This is a genomic window from Pseudomonas sp. PDM21 (genome assembly GCF_014852505.2).
In the GTDB taxonomy this organism is placed as follows: domain Bacteria; phylum Pseudomonadota; class Gammaproteobacteria; order Pseudomonadales; family Pseudomonadaceae; genus Pseudomonas.
In genome coordinates this window covers 2,002,070-2,019,950 of sequence record NZ_CM181223.1, presented here as the reverse complement: position 1 = coordinate 2,019,950, position 17,881 = coordinate 2,002,070, and the positions used below count along the sequence as shown (strand labels likewise).

22 protein-coding genes and 1 tRNA gene are annotated in these 17,881 nt (G+C 60.3%); all 23 read right to left on the bottom strand.

The features are described 5' to 3' along the window. Positions 1-67: 67 nt before the first annotated feature. Positions 68-156: transfer RNA gene (locus IB275_RS09730), tRNA-Ser, on the bottom strand. 96 nt (positions 157-252) lie between these two features. Then, positions 253-516 (bottom strand): hypothetical protein, encoded by a 264-nt coding sequence (locus IB275_RS09725; RefSeq protein WP_192318864.1) that lies wholly within the window; start codon positions 514-516, stop codon positions 253-255. 65 nt (positions 517-581) lie between these two features. Further along, positions 582-1,085: a DUF2514 family protein gene (locus IB275_RS09720; RefSeq protein ID WP_192318867.1), complete on the bottom strand. Its 504-nt coding sequence runs from the start codon at positions 1,083-1,085 to the stop codon at positions 582-584. Next, positions 1,082-1,576 (bottom strand): glycoside hydrolase family 24 protein, encoded by a 495-nt coding sequence (locus tag IB275_RS09715; RefSeq protein ID WP_192288925.1) that lies wholly within the window; start codon positions 1,574-1,576, stop codon positions 1,082-1,084. Before IB275_RS09715 ends, IB275_RS09720 begins: the two co-directional genes overlap by 4 nt. An 85-nt stretch (positions 1,577-1,661) precedes the next feature. After that, positions 1,662-2,348, bottom strand: a complete 687-nt coding sequence (locus IB275_RS09710; protein ID WP_192288927.1) for a hypothetical protein — start codon at positions 2,346-2,348, stop codon at positions 1,662-1,664. Beyond that, on the bottom strand, positions 2,345-3,112 hold the full coding sequence (locus IB275_RS09705; RefSeq protein WP_318652545.1) for a DUF2793 domain-containing protein: 768 nt from the start codon (positions 3,110-3,112) through the stop codon (positions 2,345-2,347). The genes IB275_RS09710 and IB275_RS09705 overlap by 4 nt, the downstream gene beginning before the upstream one ends. Then, complete coding sequence (locus IB275_RS09700) at positions 3,109-6,222, bottom strand: phage tail protein (RefSeq protein WP_192288929.1); 3,114 nt, start codon at positions 6,220-6,222, stop codon at positions 3,109-3,111. The genes IB275_RS09705 and IB275_RS09700 overlap by 4 nt, the downstream gene beginning before the upstream one ends. Continuing rightward, positions 6,219-6,650, bottom strand: coding sequence for an NlpC/P60 family protein (locus IB275_RS09695; protein ID WP_192288931.1), 432 nt, complete (start codon positions 6,648-6,650; stop codon positions 6,219-6,221). Before IB275_RS09695 ends, IB275_RS09700 begins: the two co-directional genes overlap by 4 nt. Continuing rightward, positions 6,647-7,528, bottom strand: coding sequence for a DUF2163 domain-containing protein (locus IB275_RS09690; RefSeq protein WP_192288932.1), 882 nt, complete (start codon positions 7,526-7,528; stop codon positions 6,647-6,649). The genes IB275_RS09695 and IB275_RS09690 overlap by 4 nt, the downstream gene beginning before the upstream one ends. 55 nt (positions 7,529-7,583) lie before the next feature. Continuing rightward, positions 7,584-8,453 (bottom strand): DUF2460 domain-containing protein, encoded by an 870-nt coding sequence (locus IB275_RS09685; RefSeq protein WP_192288935.1) that lies wholly within the window; start codon positions 8,451-8,453, stop codon positions 7,584-7,586. Next, positions 8,453-10,918, bottom strand: a complete 2,466-nt coding sequence (locus IB275_RS09680; RefSeq protein WP_192318870.1) for a tape measure protein — start codon at positions 10,916-10,918, stop codon at positions 8,453-8,455. Before IB275_RS09680 ends, IB275_RS09685 begins: the two co-directional genes overlap by 1 nt. Continuing rightward, the gene (locus IB275_RS09675) at positions 10,911-11,093 is read right to left on the bottom strand and encodes a phage tail assembly chaperone (protein ID WP_494514442.1); all 183 of its coding nucleotides are present in this window, start codon (positions 11,091-11,093) and stop codon (positions 10,911-10,913) included. The genes IB275_RS09680 and IB275_RS09675 overlap by 8 nt, the downstream gene beginning before the upstream one ends. Positions 11,094-11,197: 104 nt before the next feature. Next, on the bottom strand, positions 11,198-11,602 hold the full coding sequence (locus IB275_RS09670; protein ID WP_192318873.1) for a phage tail assembly chaperone: 405 nt from the start codon (positions 11,600-11,602) through the stop codon (positions 11,198-11,200). A 45-nt stretch (positions 11,603-11,647) separates the two neighbouring features. Next, a complete protein-coding gene (locus tag IB275_RS09665; RefSeq protein WP_192318875.1) occupies positions 11,648-12,793 on the bottom strand; it encodes a phage tail tube protein in 1,146 nt (381 codons plus the stop codon). A 3-nt stretch (positions 12,794-12,796) separates the two neighbouring features. Further along, the gene (locus IB275_RS09660) at positions 12,797-13,216 is read right to left on the bottom strand and encodes a phage tail terminator-like protein (RefSeq protein WP_192318878.1); all 420 of its coding nucleotides are present in this window, start codon (positions 13,214-13,216) and stop codon (positions 12,797-12,799) included. A gap of 3 nt (positions 13,217-13,219) precedes the next feature. Beyond that, positions 13,220-13,615 carry an HK97 gp10 family phage protein gene (locus IB275_RS09655; RefSeq protein ID WP_192288944.1) on the bottom strand — a complete coding sequence of 132 codons (396 nt, stop codon included), beginning with the start codon at positions 13,613-13,615 and terminating at the stop codon, positions 13,220-13,222. After that, a complete protein-coding gene (locus IB275_RS09650; protein ID WP_192288946.1) occupies positions 13,615-13,998 on the bottom strand; it encodes a hypothetical protein in 384 nt (127 codons plus the stop codon). The genes IB275_RS09655 and IB275_RS09650 overlap by 1 nt, the downstream gene beginning before the upstream one ends. After that, a complete protein-coding gene (locus tag IB275_RS09645) occupies positions 13,995-14,492 on the bottom strand; it encodes a DnaT-like ssDNA-binding protein (protein WP_192288948.1) in 498 nt (165 codons plus the stop codon). Before IB275_RS09645 ends, IB275_RS09650 begins: the two co-directional genes overlap by 4 nt. A gap of 2 nt (positions 14,493-14,494) precedes the next feature. Further along, positions 14,495-15,436: a hypothetical protein gene (locus IB275_RS09640; protein ID WP_192318881.1), complete on the bottom strand. Its 942-nt coding sequence runs from the start codon at positions 15,434-15,436 to the stop codon at positions 14,495-14,497. A 44-nt stretch (positions 15,437-15,480) separates the two neighbouring features. Beyond that, the gene (locus tag IB275_RS09635) at positions 15,481-16,473 is read right to left on the bottom strand and encodes a major capsid protein (protein ID WP_192318884.1); all 993 of its coding nucleotides are present in this window, start codon (positions 16,471-16,473) and stop codon (positions 15,481-15,483) included. Positions 16,474-16,492: 19 nt separating this feature from the next. Then, entirely contained in the window at positions 16,493-17,251 is a 759-nt protein-coding gene (locus IB275_RS09630) for a hypothetical protein (RefSeq protein WP_192288953.1), read from the bottom strand. 104 nt (positions 17,252-17,355) lie between these two features. Beyond that, positions 17,356-17,541: a hypothetical protein gene (locus IB275_RS09625; RefSeq protein ID WP_192290685.1), complete on the bottom strand. Its 186-nt coding sequence runs from the start codon at positions 17,539-17,541 to the stop codon at positions 17,356-17,358. Next, positions 17,538-17,786, bottom strand: coding sequence for a hypothetical protein (locus tag IB275_RS09620; RefSeq protein WP_192288955.1), 249 nt, complete (start codon positions 17,784-17,786; stop codon positions 17,538-17,540). Before IB275_RS09620 ends, IB275_RS09625 begins: the two co-directional genes overlap by 4 nt. Positions 17,787-17,881 lie beyond the last annotated feature (95 nt).

Sequence of the window (17,881 nt, the reverse complement as noted above, 5' to 3'; positions counted from 1 at the left end):
AGTTTTGCGCAGGCGCATAAACGAAAACGGCCCAAGTACTGTAAGTACTTGAGCCGCTTATCAAATTTGGTCGGGACGGAGTGATTCGAACACTCGACCCCTTGCACCCCATGCATGCCAGTCACTTCGGCATGCCAGTCTACACGCCATATCCCCTGGGCGCTCGCTGCAATCGAACGCCTCACGATGCCGGACTCTGAGTGACTCGGTCACTTGGAAAGTCACTGGCCCTTCTCGCCCGGTTCTGGGCACCTATCCCCCCTTCTTCTCGTACCGCCCCATGTTCCACTCATCGGCCAGCAGCGTCCTGAGCTGGTGGATCGCCACTGAGCTTCCTCCGACCTTTTCTCGATACTGCTTGATGATTGCCTCGGCGTAGTAATGCACGTCGGCCATGACCTGGCGCGAATGCTCAACCTCGAGCAGCAGCCGGCGGATGTCCGGGTCTCGATGCTTCACCCATAGTGCGCGCATCTCGTCCTTCAGGATGGGTTCGAATCTGGGGAGCTTGCTCATGACGGCCTCATAACTGTATGCATATACAGTACAGAGTCACGTCATGCCGTCACAGCGGCTGTCGATCAGCGGATGCCGTCGTAAGCCGCTTCGCAGGCCAGCCCCCTCACTCGGGATTCGTCAGCTGCTTCTGCGTAGACGCCCGCCAGGCGGTCAGCCTCTCCAAGCAGCTCGGCAAGCACTCTGGCGTGCTGGGACGCTGCCTTGCTTGCGGCGGCAGTGCAGGAATCGCGGCCGGCTTCAGCTGCAGCAGTTCGGCCGGCGTACTGGATGCCGGCGTCCCGCACGCGCTGATCAGCAGCGGCATCAGCATTAGCGCGAACCTGATCGATGTTCCTCTGGCCATTCTCAAGCACCTTGTTGATGTTCTGTTGGTAACGCTGTTCGTTGGCGCGCGCTCTGGCTTCGAATGCGTCGGCGGCCTGCTGGTCAGCCTTCTCGTGCTGATACCACTTGGCCTGCCAGGCAGCGTCAGTTCGTTCGCTGCCCTCGTGCCATCCCCCGGCGGCAGCCAGGAATAGCAGCAGAGCGCAAAGCAGCGGCTTCCAATTGCTGAGCAGCCAGGTCACGCCACCACCCCGCCAGCCGCGCGGTATTGCTGCACCAGGTCTTCAAGACGATGCTCACGTTGTTGGTAGCCGGCACCAGGAAGCGATGCCCAAATGTTCCGGCACTTGGCGATAGCCTCGCGCACCCTACCCGCCTGGATATCACCCAGCGCTCCGCGCTCGCGTATCTGCTGGATCGCCACGCGGTCCTGGCTCTCCGGGCTGAAGTCCTTCAGCTGCAGGAGGTCTCGGTACGGCTTCCACCAGCGGAACAGCAACTGGTAACGACCGGCGGCTGTCGACGCCAGACCCTTGCTGTTGACCTGTACAAGGATGTTCGGGTGGCCCGCGTAGTTGCTGAAGGTGTTCGGCGAGTTGATCCCGCCAACCACCACGTCATAGCCATCGTCCTTGGTGTAGCGGCTGGTCCGTGTCCCTTCCGACCAGGACAGCATATCCAGAAAGGCGAGCACGTTCTTTCCGCCGGCGGCGGAAGCACTGATTCGCGGCATGGTCAAACTCCAGAAACGACAACGCCAGCTCGGCGGCTGGCGTTGTGGTAGATGCGCAGGAGCTGCGCTTCGGTAATCGGCATGATTAAGGCCCCTTCACGGACATGGTCACCATCACGGTGCCGAAGTTGTTGGCGCCGGCGTTCGTTGTGAACGTAGAGGGGTCAACACTGGCTGCCTGGAACGTCCCATAGCAGATTGCCGTTAGACCAATCGTGCCTGCGATGCCCGTGGTCCCCTGGCTTTGTATGAAGTCGCCATCGGCATATGGGTAGGCGGTAGGCTGCATATCGCCGCGGCAGACATAGCTCGCGATTACCATATACTTGGCGCTGCCGCTGCTCGGTGTCAGAGCAGGAGGGTTCGGCGCGTTGGTGAGTGCGTTGGCGAACGCGATCTCTGGAGCTACCGCAGCATTGAAGGTCCCGTTCTTGATCGACGAAATTATTCCCGACACAGCTGTGGTAACCGAGAAAGTCACCGTTACCGAAGAGCCTTCGCTACCGTCGGCTATCTTGTAGAAGGCCTGGCACTTGGTGTTCGACCCCTGGCTTTGGCTGCCGAGAGACACCCATCCAGATGGCATGGACGCAACGCTGGCCGTAGATCTCACGCAGAGCACTGCGATAAGCAGATCGTTCGTTGAATAGGTCGGCAAGGAGAAGCTTGCCGACATCGTTGATGCAGAGGACGACTTCGCTTTCGCCCTGAGTTCTGGGAAGCCGGAGCTTCCCCCGCCCCCGAACGCATAGGGGTTCAGCAACATCGTCATGGCTGATATCCGATGAGAGTGACCTTCAGGCCCTTCGCGCTTCCATCGCCAATCTGATCGATGTCGATGGTGATCTCAGCGTCGTCCGCCAGAGATGTGTCAGAAATCACCGGAGGCGTGGCGGCGGTAACGCTGGTCTTCTCGGTATTGTCGATGGTCAACTTGGTGCTGAGGATGCTGGATGCACCCTCGTTGATGTCGACGGTGAAGATGCTTCCACTGGTCTGCGCTACGTTCAGCGATGCCCGCACCGCGGTTACGGTGAAGGCATAGGGCATGCGGAACGTCACCTTGGCCGTTCCGGCAGTGAGCGCCGTGGTTTCGTCTGAGCATGCGATGATGATCGGCACCAGGACGGTTACGGCGCCGGTTCGCGCATTGACTGACGTCACGCCGCCGCCAGTCACGTCAGGCACAGACCAGGCTGAGCCTGTATAGCCATACCGCTTCGGGACGTTGTTCGCGTCGAGTTCATCGAGAACGGACACCATCCATCCCAGCAATGGGACGATGAACTGCCAGGCGTTGGCATCGGTCAGCCAATAGGCAATCTGGCCTGTCTTTCCACTCCATACCCCAGTTGGGCTAGCCGCAACAATGTAGGCATCACCGTTGTTTGGTGAGTCAGGCGGGGTCGCCAGATCCTTGCGCTTCACTCCAGCCTGCACGATCTGGTCGAGAAGCGCGAAGCTGGTATTCGCCAGCGTCTGGTTGGCGGCGCTGTTCTGCAGGTACTCGAGCTTCAGTTTGGCGGATTGCGTCACAGCGTGACCTCCAATGGGTAGCCTCTGCCTGCAGTCGCGGACAGCTGATAAATGCGGAAGGTGATTGAGGACTGCGGCGACCCGAAGTCAGTCGTCTGGTTGGCAGCTGAATAGGACCACGCAGGAGAAGTTGCCGAGATCGTCCGCTTCACCGTCGAGCCCTGCATTACGTCGATCTCATAGGACTCCGAGGCCTCACCGACCGGAGCAACCACCCCATTGATCCACCAGGTGTTAGTCAGGCGGCTGCGACGAGTGAACGTCCCAGAGAAGTTGCTGGAAACGTCGCGAGATCCCTTGGCGTATACCGGGCTCAGGCACTCCAGATTCACGCCGCGATAGGTGAAGGGAATGTCTGTCGCGCTATCGAGGCTCGCCCCGCTGGTGACGCCGCGGTACAGACGCTGCAACCCGATCGCCTCTACCGGTGAGCCGATGAATGCGTTATCCGGGTCCTCCAGGAGAACCAGGTAATCGCCGGCGGCATGAGTACCAGTCGCCCATTCCGTGCCTTTCTCCCCGCGCACGAAGCCGGACAAGTTGTACGTGCCATCGGTCTGCAACACGGCATTCTGGAAGCGCATGATCTCCCAGCGACCGTCAGCCCCATAAGCCACGTAGTGGGCGCCGGCGAGCATCTGGTCGCGAGTGATCGACTCAGGCTCACCGCTGATGAAGCTGACGTTCAGCACGCTCAGGTCGATAACCGTGCAGGTGCTGGTGTTCAGCTTGTTCTGCGCCACACCAAGGCTTCCCTTCGCAACAAAGGCCTGCAGATCCTGCCAGGTCTGGCCGTTGTCATTGGACCGTATAGCTACGCCACCAGGCCAACTGGCTCCCGGACTGGTCATCACTCCCACAAAGCCGGGCTCGTTCTGTACTGTCTCGTCGACAGTCGGGATGTCCAGCAGCATCAGGATCGATGGGCCATCCAGCGGTACCGTGCCAACCGGAGGCGGCGACGAGGCACCCACCGCATTGCTGGTGTACAGGGCAGCGTTATTCAGCGAGGCCTTGCATTCGACGATCCCGTTAGAGCCGATGGATACCTCTGTGAAGCGAAGCTCGAAGATCCCAAACTTCGACGTGACGGTCAGCACGTCCCCCGGCTCAAGCGCCTGATAGGTAGGTGGCAAGGTCAAGCTGAAAGCCTGCCTCTCCTGCCAGCGCAGTTCACAGATTTTCTCAGCGATCTGTGCAATCTCGTCGTCGCTCAGCACCAGGCCAAGATCGATCGTCTCGCTGTTGACTGCGGAAGTCCCGATTCTCTCGTAGGTCTGGCTCGAATCGGCATACTCTCGATTGGCGCTGATCCCCTTGGCGGTGATCTTCGCCGGGAGCTGGGTGTCCATTTCCCGGTCATAGGGTAGGCTGTCACCGATCTCGTCACTATCAGTTGCCGCAAGATCTCCCCATGGAACGCTGCCCATGGAAGACTGGCCGCGCGGCAAGAACTGCAGCTTAAAGCCATGCATCCGCGCATCGAATGGGTATGCGGCGCGCAGTGGTTCGATGTTGTCCCGAATGCTGCCACCGGCAATGCGATAGCCAGTAACCTGCTGCGTCAGCATCGATACGTCGATGTCCGCCGCACTGAGCAGGCTACTGAGTTCGCACTCGCTTGTGATCACCGAGGCGAGCGTCTGCTTCTCTGCCCCGAACAGCGGGAGCGTCGAATAGGCGATCCCAGAGTTTCCCTCCAAGAAAGCGGTGAAGATGACCCGCTCGAAGATTACGAATGGCACCCCTCTTCCCGGCAGAGCATTCATGCTCGGCATGGAGAAGTTTTCGATCTGGGCGCCAGTAGAAGGGCTGAACGACTGCAGGTAGTACGCGTTCGGGTCTGAAGAAACGCTGGTCGCCCAAACCTTGCCCTCGAAGTACCAGCAGAAGGCCCCGTCCGATCCAAACGAATGCGCCGGGGAAATCGCTGCCGACGACAAGACGGCCCCGCTGATCGGGTCAATTCGGTAGATGGTCGACCAGGAAACGGCGTAGAGAAAAGCGTCGTCGCCGATGCACATGGACTGGGCATCAGTCAGCGGAACCTCTACCGTTGCCGGCTCACCAATGGGCGGATTGCGTCGGATGATCACAATCTTCAGGACGCCGCCGATGAAGTTCCTGGCTTTCACATAGAGGATGTCCGGGGTAACGATCGCCTGAAAATCCAGCCATGTGGCGCCGAAGGACGTGGTAGACCACGCCGTGCTGTCGGCGAGGAACGAATTCCGATCATCCCCGACGAAGAAGTCTTTTGCGCCGACCACGCGGGTCACGCTCGTGTTGCCACGGTAGCCAACAGGGCGAGTGATGTTCCCCAAGCGAAGCTGCGTCGACGGATAGTGCTCGATAAGCCCGAAAGTCGCATTGCCAGAGCTAGGATTGCCAGAGTAGGTGCGGATCACCTGCCCATTGGTGCCGAAGTTGGTCTGGTTGATATCGCTGGCCGCAGAAACACGCTTCAGCGTCGGCGTCCCATAGCTTGAGACGGTGACCACTTCGACCTTGAATTGGGAGCCAGCCAGAGAGTCGCCGTAGTCCTTCAGCGCGAACTTCTTGAACTTGATGTAGGCGAGACCGCGGTACGCCGGAGTGTTCTCAACGCCCTTGTCAGCCTGGATATCCGGGTCAGGCTGCTGATCATCGGTCCCCAGGTAGAGCTTCCACCCCTTCGCCGTCTGGTTGCTGGCGATGATCGTCTCCAGATCATCTGAGCTGGCGTTGTAGATCAGCTTATCCCCGCACCACATGCGCCGAATGCCGGCTATAGGCCCCTCGCCAAGCGCCAGAGCGAAGGTGGCGAAGTAGCTGTAGGTGGTCTGCGCAGTGCTCTGCCCACCCTTCCCGCCCGACTTCTTCTTCGTGGTGACATCCAGCTTGCCACCCTTCAGCCAAATGACGTTGCCGGATACTCCGATCGTGCCGTAGAAACGCGGGATGGGATTGCCGTAGGCGCTGTCCTGGACGGTAGGGATGGTCGGCGAGGGAGTTTCGGCATCCTTTGGCCCAAATTTTCGATCAAGCCAGCCAGGAATTCCCAACCCGAGGACATTCGTTGCGCGATGTATGAACGAATCACGGCCGAACAGCTGCGCGCTGAGACTCATTCCTCAACCCCTTTAAAACGGTATGCCAGCAGGATTCGATGGCGCCATGTCGAGTCCACCCTGTGGTGGCAGACGTGGCCGGCCTCCTCGCTGGAGTGAACGATGTACGGCTGACCGCCGATGAACCCCGCGTGGATGGCGATGTGTTGCGGAGCGCGGCTGATTCGCATGGCCAGCAGGTCACCCGCTTTCGCTTCGGCCGGGCTGATCCGCTCGAGGCATGGCTGCCGATCAAGCTCACGCTCGAGCGTGCCGTCGTAGGGATCGCGGGCGTAGCCGGTGGTGTCGATGCACTCCAACCCCAGAACCTGGCAGACGTGGACGTACAGTCCAACGCAATCCAGAGCCCGGCCGGCAATTCTCCCCTGATGCATGAACGGCGTTCGCAGGGCGCCCATGGCTGCGTCGACGATCTCGGATCGCTTCATGAGCCACGCCCTACCTGGGTGTATTCGGAAGTTGTCGGAACGTGCGGCTGACCACCGAAGTTGATGATGTTCCCGTATGCCTGGCAGTCGACCATGCGCTTACGGCAACCCGGGATCATCTCGTAGGTGTCGCCAACCTGCGGCATGTAGTAGGTACCGCCGTGAAGGTAAAACTGTCCGCCAGCGGTGCTCTGTTTGATCTTGATGGGCGCCAGGCCAGCATTAGGACCAGTAAGGAAGCGCACCTCGCCGGAGGTGAAATAGTCGTCAGCCTCTGATCGAGCGATATCTTGGAATTGGTACTGGCCGGTGACGGCAGTTATCGCCCCGGTTACTCGATAGACATCAATATCCGGCCCGTCAGGCGCGCTTCTTGGGCCTATGCAGCGACTCCTCGTAGAAGCGATCAGTCCAGAGCCAAGGTGTTGATCAAAGAGCGTCCACTGGCATTGCGGGCTGTAGATGCGACCGACGTCCTGGCTGAGAACATCGCCAGCCGACATGACTTCTGTCGTATAGGTGTTGTCCCGAAGCGCTGTCTTACCAAGGAATGAAAGTGATCCAGGCTCCTCATCCTCTACAGCTGCCGCCCATGTCGTGGAGAAGGCATAGATACGCGCGTTGTCGAATACACCGCTGCCAAGCTGGTCGCGAGTAATGCCGTGATCGAGGATGCCATCGAGATCAAAACTTCCTGGCGCCATCGAGGCTTGATCATCGTAACCAGTGAATTCGTACCCTGTGTCACAGCGATATACCTGGCCATTGCTCATAACGAGGTCGACCGGATGCTCCGTGATACGAACGGTAGTGCCATCCGCGGCCACAATTCGGGCGCAGCGAACCTTCGTCGACCAGTCGGCAACGTGTGGTTTCATGAGGCTCCAAACGAGAAAGCCCGGCACATGGCCGGGCTTCTGAATAGATGGTCGATCAGGGGTTGAATATCTCGATGACGTCGATGTTCCCGGCGTCGATCGTTTCCCAGTTGGAGAACCTGCTGTTGAGGTCGTCGGTGAAGCGCATGGGGATATCGAACTCACACCCTGCTGTCACAGATTCACCGGTCTGCGGCGCGGTATTCACGACTCCGCCGCTGGTGTAATCACTGAATCCCGTGGAGTTAATGGCCAGGGAGATGGTTGTTCCGCTGATGGCTGTTACCAGGGCGCGAAGGCCGTTTATCTGCGTCATTCCCACCACGCCGGAGATCAGAACAGAGTCTCCGATGACAAATGTGTGCGAACCAACGGTCACCACTGCACTGCTTGCCTTGCTGATCCCTGTGATTCCCTTCGTCTTGTTCGCCGCGAAGGTCACGATGCCCGTAGTGTTATCGACGCTCCACTGGGCTGTCGGGAAGACGGCGCCATGCACTCCAACCTTCACGGTGCCGGCCACCGGCTTCCGGATGCGCCGGCGAATGCAGGAGGTGTCCGAACTATCGCCGTACCAGCGCATCAGCTGGTACACGCCAGGAACTGTTGGATTCACCAGCACCATTGGCTGGTCGAATGCGGTCGGTGGCTCCCGGTAGTTCTTAGTTGAGTAATCGGTCGGATGCATTACCCGGAAGCCGCGATACGTACCGCCAGCACGATTGTTGAGGTCGACTATCTTGCTGATGATGAAGTTTGTCTGGCGCTCGAATTCTATCGTCATGGACGCCTTGATGTACGGGTGCTTCAGGGTCCGGTACTCGTTCCCGCCGGCCGTGACGACATTCTCTGCCGCATAGCTCGAGCCGAACCCACTGCCATAGTCGATGTTCTCGGCCAGGCGCTCTTCCAGGAACTGGCTCATCATGCGTACCTGTTGGCTTTGGTGACTGCGCTGACGACGCGGCGGCCCATGCGCGCGGTCGACTCGCGCATTCCCTTGGAGTCGTTGGCGCCGTTGAGGTTGATGTTCACGGTGGTCGAACGCTGCTGGTTGAAGGTCTGGCCGGGGCTGGCGGGATCAGGACTCTGGCCGCGACGAATAGCCTCCAGGTTGTCCACTCCGATCCGGGAGACCGCAGCGGCGTCGAAGACAAATTCCTTGCCATGGACAACGCCGGCGATGTCGTTTACGCCGCCGTCACCGGTGTAGCCGCCAGTCTTGAAGCCAACGCCAGCGATGCTCGCGATGTTCGCTGCAGTCATCACGCCAGCAGAGATGGCCAGAGCCACGCCAACAGGGTAAGGCGGAACTGCCAGGGCGTTCTGAATGGCGAGGAAGCCCGAGACGGTCGCCTGCGCGATCGCTGCAGCCTTGCCGATTGCTCCAAGCTTCTTGTTCCCGGACTGGCTAAGGGTTGCCATCTCTCCGAAGAACTGCTGGCTGCTATCGAGTAGGGCCTGATTCTTCGCCTTCTCGATCTTGGCCTGGCCGTCCCTGCCCTGCTGATTGATCGAGTTCACCCTGGTGGCATAGGTCTCCTCGTTGATCGCCTTGGCGTCGAGGAAGGCCTTCTGCTTGTCCAGCTCGGTTTTGCGCCAGGTCTCAAGCTCTCGCGCCTCTTCTTCCAAGCGCGTCATCTCGCTGTTAGCGCCACCGACACTGGCGTCGAGATTGCCGACTTTTGGTGCCTTGGTGACGCCCTCGACAGTTCCCTTCTCGACATCAGACTTACTGGCAACTTCGCGGATCTGCTTCAGCGTCTCCAGACGCTGTAGCGCAGCGACGTTCCCTTGGCTCTCGTACTGCGCGATCTTTTTCGCGTAGTCGAGCTCAAACTGCATGTCGTTCGCGGCCTGGAGCTGCCCGGTCTCCTGTAGGATCGCCAGGCGGATGTTGTCCTGATCCACCAGGTCCTGCTTGGCGTCCAGTTCGGTGGCGAGGTCGAGCAGGTGCTGTTTCTGCTGGGCATTGAGCTTGGAGAGCTCGCCGTTCTCAAGGTAGTACTTGACCCTGGCAACCTCGGTCGATTGCCCGAACAGCGCTACCTGCTGAGCGAGGCTCTTCTCGACGTTCTTGTAGGCGGTAGCGAGCTGGTTCGCCGCGCGCTGCTCATCCGTCATCGCCGCGCGCTTCGCCTTGGACGGTGCAGCGGCAGCCTCAGCTTCTACCTTCGGATTTTCCTTGGGTTTTGGCTCAGGCACTGGCTCCGGAGCGCCATTATTAGCGCGCGAGTTAGCCAATTCGTCATGAAGCTTAATTAGCGTTTGAGTTGCCTTGATCTCTTCTCGCAGAGTTGCCATCTGCGGGGACTCTTTGGCATCTGGATCAATGGTCCTCAGATTCGCAAGCGCTTTCTCCTGCTCTGCCAGTTCTCCTTGCTGGCGAACCAATTGATCGTTCAGGCGAACGATGTCATCTAAAGCTGCCTTGCCTCCACTTGCCTGATAGGCAACTTCCTCACCGAACCATTGGAATACCTTGATAGCCTCGCGCGTCTTGTCGATGATTTGACTCATCGCCTTAACGACGGCTGTCGCGACATCCTGTGATGCTCGGATGATTTCTGGGTCCTGCAGGGCCTCGGAAAGCTCTCCCACAAGCCCGTTCAACAGCCCCGTCGCGCTACTCGCCTTATTGACCTCTCCGACATAAACCTGGAAGGAGTTCTGGAGTGCCGTGATGGCATCCGCCACAGACGTCTCCATTCCGGCCGCGAGGTCCTCATTAGTGTCTTTGGATTGGCGAAGCGCCTCGTTCAGCGCGGCAAGGCTTAGCTTGCCCTCGATGCCCAGCTTCCGAATTTCAGCAGTAGATCTCCCTGTCGCAGCGGCCAGAGAATCAACAATCGTCGGCATCGCCGACAGGATCGATTGCCATCCATCCGACTCGACCTTACCTGTCTGAATTGCCTTGGAGTAAGCGTCGATGGCAGAGGATGCCCTGTCTGCGGATGCGGCATTGGTCACCAGAAGAAAGCTGAAACTGTCGGTGATATCCAGCGCATCGTCAGTGTTATATCCAAGCGCACGAATTGCATCGGCCGTCCTAATGTAGACCTCTTGAGCCTCATTCAGCGGACGATAGGTGGCGTTAGCCGTTTGGAGAAGACGCGTCTGGACCTTGTTGTATTCCTCAGTTGAAGCAGACGCCATTCGGACGCGCGCGGCCATTTGCCCATATTGGTCTGACGCTCGAATGATTGCGCGCACGCTGATCGCCGCAGCCAGGGCGCCGAACGCTTTCCCCAGCCCATTGGTCGACTTCGTGAGTTCCTGGTTCGACTTATCCGCCTTCGCCGTCACATCGATCATGATGCGCAGCTCGTCGGTGGCCTTCTTCGCCGACGTAGAGTCGACCGATAGGACCAGGCGGGCGTATTCAGTCATTGTGTCGGACCTTGGTGGCGATGGCGTCGAGACGCATGATCGCTTCGACCTCCAGGGGATCGAGCTCCTGATGGGTCATCAGCGACCAGTTGCGCAGTTCGGTGTAGGTAAGCGGGTCGGGTGATCGGCGAATCTGGAAGAAAACGCCCAGCAGGTAGGCGAGATCTTCGGGGATCGGAGGGGTCTGGAGCTCTGGCGGCTGCTCGCCGATGACCTTGGCGATCTGCTCCAGGTGCTCACGAGTGGTGCGCTTCGAGCCCGGAGCGCGCTTGAGGAGCTTTAGCTCTGCTTCGGCGTGTCGCTCGAGGGCTCCGAGGCGATCCCGAAAAAACGGGAGCGGTCCGCGGCTGCGCTATCAACAGCGTCTGCGACGATCGGGGCGTTGGTGAGGAACTCACGCACCGCCTCCGGAGTGCAGTCCTCTTCGAACGACCAGCCCGCGACCAGCGAGACGAGGCTGTCCATCACGGCCTGATCCCGGGCGGCGGCGCGGTCCCAGTCGCTGGCACTTGCAGGCAGGTCTCGCATGGTGCGCGATCCTTCGAACTTGACCTTGCGGAAGGCGTCGGAGTCGATGCCCCGCACCATCAGCCAGTGCTCGGACGGGCTGCCGTCGGCCTGCATCAGTTGCATCTTCACGCCCTTGTCGGCGTTCGGCTTCGTGTAGAAGTCTTCTTTGCGCATGGTTTCTCCAGAAACTAGAAACCCCTCCAGAGAGGGGCTGCGGGATTAGCTGCGGGTGATGCGCAGGGTGGTGGTGCCGTCGTAGCCGGCCGAGTAGGTGTACTGCGGGATCACTGCACCTGGGCCGCTGGTTTGCTTCTGGCCCTGGGTGTAGCGAACCTTCGGCAGCTCGATGGTGTAGCTATCGGCGCCTTCCTCCAGCACAACGATGTGGCTGGTTTCGGTCTCGTCCAGCACCTTGGCCCACAGAGATCCGTCCTTAAGGTAGGCGTTCATGGTTCCGGTGACGGCGGCGATGCCGTTGGTGACGCAGTAGGCCTCGCGCTGGAACAGCGAGAACGCGGCTTCCATTCCGTTATCAAGACTGAGGTTCCACTCGGTGGCGTAGGCGATCACCTGGCCACCTTCGGTGAAGGAGCCATTGGTGGTGACCATCATGTCGCTGGTGGTAGCCGGCACGAAGGTGGTTCCGCCGGGAATGGTGTAGGGCTCAGCCTTGGTGCCAATCATCCCGAAGGTGATGCCGGCTTTGTCGCCCAAGGGGGCGGCGATATTCAGGGTGTTCACGCGGCAGCCGCGGTAGATGTAGTCGGCGCCAATGTCGGTGTGACGTTCGAGAATCGCGAAGGAGCGCTCGGTCGAGCCAACGATCAGCACGTCACCGGTCCAGGTTCCCTGCAGCGCGGCCTCGATCAGGTCGTCGAAACTGCCGAAGCTCACCTCAGCGGCGATCTCGCCCTGGACGCTGTAGTTTCCGCCGCGGCTCGGCGCACGCTGGCGTGCCTGGTTGATCTCCGCCGACTCGATCTGATTGATGTTCGGGCTGAGGCCTTCGGTGACGAAGCGGATCGGCTTGAACTGTGGATTACCCGGGATCGAGCCTTCCATGATGATGGTGATTGCCGGACTGGCAGCTGCATCCACCAGGGTGACAGCCGAACCGTCGACGTTGGTGACAGTGATCTTGCCGGCTGCGGCGGTAGCGATCTTGCGCTTGCCGTTGTTCGCGGCGTTGGCGAATCCGGAGACTGTGATGATCTGTCCAGCAAGGAAACCTGCAGTCAGAAAGCCGTTGCCGGAGTCGTTGTAGCTGGAGTCAGACGCAGCCGCGCTGATGGTAGCGGCGGTCTTGGTGGCGCCCTCGAGGACGTAGTAGAGCTTGACGGCAGAGCCGTTGGCAAAGCAGGCCATGGTTTATACCTCCGGGCGGATGGTGTTGGCGCTGTAGTAGATGGAGACGTTGATCTGCTGCCAGCCATTGACCGGCCGGAGGTTGTTGCGGGTGACGCGTTCGATGTGGACGCACTGGGTCTGGTAGACCAACCTGCGGCCGGCAACAAAGTAGTCGCGGAGCTTCTGCACGGCGGCGAGGATATTCCCGGTGCCATCGTTCAGCGGGTAGTTCAGGTCAACCTGGAAGACGCCGACGGTTTCATCCATGCCGCCTACGCCGAGGCTTGAAGGGTCGGTACTGGACGGAAGGTTGAACCAGGCGGCCCAAGGCAGTGAGACAGCCGGCGGCGTGAAGTTTTTGCCTTCATTGGCCGTCGGAATGCCGAGTGCCGCCGCCGTCAGCCCTCCGACCAAGGCAGCGTTGATCTTGATTTCGGACATTGGTCAGACTCGAAACTTGGCGATGGCCCGGTCGACGATGCGCTGCACGCGCGCCAGATTGCGGCGCACCATGCCGTTAGGGGCTTGCTTGCTGCTCCCGTATTCGAGCTTGTCGATATAGGGCAGCGAATTCGACATGAAGGTCTCTTGGCCGGCGCCTTCCGGCGTCTTCGCCACGATCTCGGAAATGACGGAAGAGCCTGACTTATCTTCGCGGTTAATCTCGCCCTGCGCCGGCTTGTCGGTGCTGGTAACCCAGTTCCCGCGCGCGCGGCCGGTATCGACCGGCGTGTCCTTCACGGTGCCGCTGAAGAAGTCGATGGTCGCCGCACGGGCGATCTTGTCCTGGGCGTCGATGATCTTCTTGACCGCCCCGTCCATGTCGCTCGTGAAGCTCATTACTTGCGCCCCTGGCAGAAGTACACCAGCGGAGTGCCGGCTGGGTTCGCTTCCTTCACGTTCACGACCTGCCAGAGCACGCCGTCGACGTCGATGCGGGTGGTGAGTGCCGGCGGCCAGGTCAGGCCCTTGGCCGCGATGATGATCTTCTTGTCGCCCTTCAGGATCTCCGAGCCTTCCGCATAGCTCTGTCCTGACTCTTGCGCTGTGTACTCCAGCAGGAGCAGCTGGGCAGGCTGACTGATGTCTCCAGGAGGCGTGGTCCATTCGCCCTCCACTGGGTCATACACGCCATCGGTGACGTCGCGCAGCGTCTGCTCCGACCCGAACCGGCTAATCAGGCGCAGAGCCGTGGACGCCATGCGGTCGTAGAAGGCGCTCATGCACGCACCAGGCGGCCGTTGTATGGGCCCAAGGTGTACTTGGCGAAGAACCCATCAGATTGGCGTCCTGAAGCAGCCTTGGCCTTGTAGCCAGTGATTGTGGCGTACTTGACGTCTACGGCACCTTCGACGCGCTCTTCAGTTACCGCGCCAGTGCGCCCTTCCGGCGGGTCGATGTCATCCTGATGAATCTCGCAGGCCAATGCCATCTGGCCCATCTTGATGTTGCGCGGGAGCGATGAGCCGTCCGCCATGAATCCACGGCGCACGGTGTAGTAACGCGGCCAGGGCAGCCCCTGCTCGTCATGAAGCTGGCTGCCGACCCACTCCATTGCCCACATGGCCACGCCGGCGCGGCGCAGGATCGCTTCGCGCGCGGTGGTGTCATCCGGAATCGTCCAGCCGTAGTCGCTGGCGAACTGCACCAGCTCATCCACGGTGGCGAAGGAGTCGGCATCAGGCAGCCCGCCGCCAGTTTCAATGACGAGGGCCATGATCAGGCCTTACCTTTCGCCATGGCGTCAGCGGCAGCCTTTTTCAGGCCTTCTGCGACTACCGATCCATCTGCGCGTACTACGGAGTAGTTGCCGCGGCCTTTTTGAACAACGGACAGGGCCTGCTCGGTCTCGGTCTCGGTCTCGGTCTCGGTCAGAGAGTTGGCGCCCTCTTCTACTGGCACAACCACTGTGGGCTGACCGAGCAGCTTCTCGAGCACGAAGGCGGCAGCAAGGCCCTCTTCCATCTCCGGCACCGTCCATTGGCCATAGGCGACGCGAGCGAAGTAGGACTCACTGGCATCGACTGCAACCCCAGCGTAAGGCGCCGGTCCATGGGCCTCCACAGGCACACCGGCGAGCAGGGCATCATGGCCGATGTTGCTGTTCCAGGTGACGATCTTGCCGGCGCGCGCCAGGACATCGCTCAGCGGCTCAGATTCACCACCGGCAGACGGATGAGCACGGAATTCGTCGTGCTCGATGGTTTCCGCCCAGGCTTCGAGCTTCTCCGCGGTGTCGAAGGGATGGGCAGCGTCACCAATGACCTGTCCGCAGAGGATGACCGGGCCGTCGCCTTTCACAGGCTTCTGGATGTCCAGACCCAGCGCCTCGAATCGGTCGCCCGGGCATTCGAATTGGGGAATCTGGCTCAGACCGCCGAGGCTGACTTGCCAGTAGCCGTCCGAATCTTCAGCCGTGGCGCGGTTCAGGTAGCCATAGTCGATCACGAGGACCGGAACGTCACGCTCACGGTAGTCCCGCAGCGCATCGGCGCCTTTCCCGCGCAGGCCGACGATCACAACGAGGTCGAAATCCTCAATGCAGCCATGACCGTAGTCCGGCAGGGAGCGGAACAGGGCCCGCTGGCCTTGCAGTTCGAAGCCATGCTTCATGGCCACAGCGGCAACCTGATGGTCCCGCGCATAGATGCCGATCTTCATTCCAACCTCCAAAAGAAAGCCCCTCCGGAGAGGGGCTTCTGGCCTTAACGGCTCTGGATGACCACGCCGGCGAAGTCCTTGAAGGAATCGCGGTTCGGGTCCCAGTTGGTGCCGGTACCCAGAGCGGTGTCGGTGGGGTTGGCAGCGCCGTTGGCGATGTCCCACTTGAAGCCGCGGACGCCCAGGTTGTAGGCGAACTCACCCTGCAGGCGGGTGATCAGGTTCTCGTTGCCAGTCACGTTCTCGATGACCAGTTCTTCTTCCTCGGTGTTCTCGACGATCAGACCGCCGGCGGTAAGGCCGAGGGTGTAGTAGTCGGTCACAGCGGTGGAGCCGGAGCCGGAGTTCACGAGCAGCGCGTCGGAGTCGGTGATCAGAACCGGGCGGTTCAGGGTTACCGGGGTGCCGGTGGCCACGTTGAAGTTCGATACGCCGTCGATGTTGGCGGCGATCTGCGCTTTGACCAGGTTGTAGTAGGTCTTGGAGTGCATGACCCAGCAGACGATCTGGCCGGCTGCGTCGCCGAACTTTGCCAGGCCGTCAACAAGCCCGTCGGTGTTCAGGGTACCGTTGGTGGGGACGGTGTATTTCACCGAGGCCTGTGCGTTCAGCGCAGCACGGCCGGCGCGCAGGGCGGAGTTGAGCATTTCCACCTGCATCGCCTTGGCAGCCTGCTCGCCGAGGATGAAGGACATCTCGTCTTCAGCCAGGCCGGCCATGATCTTGCGGAAGGCGTCCTTGGTCTGGTCGACCGGGCCGATCTTGCGGTTCAGCTTCACGCTGACCCACTCGTCCTGGGTCATGCCGAGGATGGTCGCGGCCGAGGTACTGGTGGTGTCGCGACGGGTGATCAGGTTCGCGACGTTCTTGAAGAACGCCTGCTGCGAGAAATCACCGCGGCGGCTGATGGTGGACAGGGCGATCGCGCCGGCCGAAGCCGCGTTGAACGCGTTGCTGTTCTGGGTCAGGGTCTCGATGACGCCCGCCTGGAACTGGTCCTGATAGACCTTGAAGTCAGAAGCTTTGCCTGCGGCCATGATTCATTCTCCCAATGGCTTAGGCGGGAAGCGCGAAGTACGCGTCTTTCCCGTGTTTGCTGATGTATTCGGCCTTCTGCTTGGCGGTCATCTTGGACCGCGGGGTGCCTGGCCGAACCTCACTACCAGTGCCGCCGGCTCCGCTGCCGCTGCCGTTGGCAGGGAACCAGTGCGGGCGAGTCTCTTTCATCTCCGCGAACCACTCCTTGAGGGTCAGCGGCTTGCCGTCTTTGCCGAAGCGACCTTCTTTGGCGATTGGGTTGCCCTCATCGTCCAGCTCGAAGTCGCGCGAAGCAGCCAGCATGGCGTCCTCCATGGCGAACTTGTGGACACCAGCGTCGGTGGCAGCGCCGATCACCTCGCCCTTGAGCACGCGGGAAGCGAACTTCTCAGTGCGGGACTGGTGACGGGTGGCCTCTTCGCGGGCGGCCTGCAGATCGCGGTCATAGCCGGACTTCATGCGTTCGGTGCGCTTGCTCAGGACTTCGTCGATCTTGCCGGCTGCGATGAGCCCGGCCTCTTCGTCGTCGGAGAAGCGCTGCAGGATGGATTTCACGGCCTCTGGGTCGATGCCGTCGAAGGTCTTCAGCTTGTCGCCCTGCTCTTTCAGCTTGCCCAGGAGTTCGGAGTTCTTGGTCTTGAGACCGCCCACTGCCGCGCTGACCTGCGCATCGATCAGAGCCTGGATTTCCGGGGTGATCTCTGGCCCTTGGCCGCCACCACCGTTACCGCCTTCGCCGCCTTCTTCCTGCATGAACAGCTGCTTGAGTTGGAACATGTGTTATCCCCTTGGGACTGTTGGCGCCCTTGGCGCATAAAAAACCCCGGCATTGCCGAGGCTGGAAAGAAAAAGCCCGCTCAGTGGCGGGCTTCTTGGATTCATCAGGTAAGTGACTCTCTTACCGCTTCTAGGGCGCGGATTTCATCCCACGAAAGCCCAAATCTGAGCAGATCATCAGGCGCCATATTTGCGATCAGTTTGATAAGTGCTGTTCTAGCTTCTGGAGGAAGGCGAAGGATGGCATCCTCTGAATCATCATTGCCTGCCAGCGGCACCCTATAGCTCATGCGACCACCACCCTCTCGCCCTTCATGAAGCAGTGCGCGCAGAGCAGCTGCTTGGTGCCTCCGGATGGCTTGCCGTTCTTGATGACCATCCCGATCTTGGTCTCAATGACCTCGATGCAGCCGCACCGGTGGCAGCTGACGGTGTAGCTCGGCCGGGACGCCTTCACACGGTCGATCACACGCTGCTTTGGCGTGTCCGGTGGGGGCGTTCCGTCGATTACCTTGAAGGGGTGCTTATCGGTCATGCAGACCGCCGATTCCACGCATCTACGGCATCCTTCACATGATTCGGGTTATTCCAGTCATCAAACTTTGGCCCGCAGGCGCTACATGAGCAGCG

Excerpts from the sequence above, each read along its gene's own strand:
- IB275_RS09725 (WP_192318864.1), bottom strand. The coding sequence starts at position 516 with ATGAGCAAGCTCCCCAGATTCGAACCCATCCTGAAGGACGAGATGCGC.
- IB275_RS09715 (WP_192288925.1), bottom strand. The coding sequence starts at position 1,576 with ATGCCGCGAATCAGTGCTTCCGCCGCCGGCGGAAAGAACGTGCTCGCC.
- IB275_RS09710 (WP_192288927.1), bottom strand. The coding sequence starts at position 2,348 with ATGACGATGTTGCTGAACCCCTATGCGTTCGGGGGCGGGGGAAGCTCC.
- IB275_RS09700 (WP_192288929.1), bottom strand. The coding sequence starts at position 6,222 with ATGAGTCTCAGCGCGCAGCTGTTCGGCCGTGATTCGTTCATACATCGC.
- IB275_RS09695 (WP_192288931.1), bottom strand. The coding sequence starts at position 6,650 with ATGAAGCGATCCGAGATCGTCGACGCAGCCATGGGCGCCCTGCGAACG.
- IB275_RS09690 (WP_192288932.1), bottom strand. The coding sequence starts at position 7,528 with ATGAAACCACACGTTGCCGACTGGTCGACGAAGGTTCGCTGCGCCCGA.
- IB275_RS09685 (WP_192288935.1), bottom strand. The coding sequence starts at position 8,453 with ATGAGCCAGTTCCTGGAAGAGCGCCTGGCCGAGAACATCGACTATGGC.
- IB275_RS09680 (WP_192318870.1), bottom strand. The coding sequence starts at position 10,918 with ATGACTGAATACGCCCGCCTGGTCCTATCGGTCGACTCTACGTCGGCG.
- IB275_RS09670 (WP_192318873.1), bottom strand. The coding sequence starts at position 11,602 with ATGCGCAAAGAAGACTTCTACACGAAGCCGAACGCCGACAAGGGCGTG.
- IB275_RS09665 (WP_192318875.1), bottom strand. The coding sequence starts at position 12,793 with ATGGCCTGCTTTGCCAACGGCTCTGCCGTCAAGCTCTACTACGTCCTC.
- IB275_RS09660 (WP_192318878.1), bottom strand. The coding sequence starts at position 13,216 with ATGTCCGAAATCAAGATCAACGCTGCCTTGGTCGGAGGGCTGACGGCG.
- IB275_RS09655 (WP_192288944.1), bottom strand. The coding sequence starts at position 13,615 with ATGAGCTTCACGAGCGACATGGACGGGGCGGTCAAGAAGATCATCGAC.
- IB275_RS09650 (WP_192288946.1), bottom strand. The coding sequence starts at position 13,998 with ATGAGCGCCTTCTACGACCGCATGGCGTCCACGGCTCTGCGCCTGATT.
- IB275_RS09645 (WP_192288948.1), bottom strand. The coding sequence starts at position 14,492 with ATGGCCCTCGTCATTGAAACTGGCGGCGGGCTGCCTGATGCCGACTCC.
- IB275_RS09640 (WP_192318881.1), bottom strand. The coding sequence starts at position 15,436 with ATGAAGATCGGCATCTATGCGCGGGACCATCAGGTTGCCGCTGTGGCC.
- IB275_RS09635 (WP_192318884.1), bottom strand. The coding sequence starts at position 16,473 with ATGGCCGCAGGCAAAGCTTCTGACTTCAAGGTCTATCAGGACCAGTTC.
- IB275_RS09630 (WP_192288953.1), bottom strand. The coding sequence starts at position 17,251 with ATGTTCCAACTCAAGCAGCTGTTCATGCAGGAAGAAGGCGGCGAAGGC.
- IB275_RS09625 (WP_192290685.1), bottom strand. The coding sequence starts at position 17,541 with ATGAGCTATAGGGTGCCGCTGGCAGGCAATGATGATTCAGAGGATGCC.
- IB275_RS09620 (WP_192288955.1), bottom strand. The coding sequence starts at position 17,786 with ATGACCGATAAGCACCCCTTCAAGGTAATCGACGGAACGCCCCCACCG.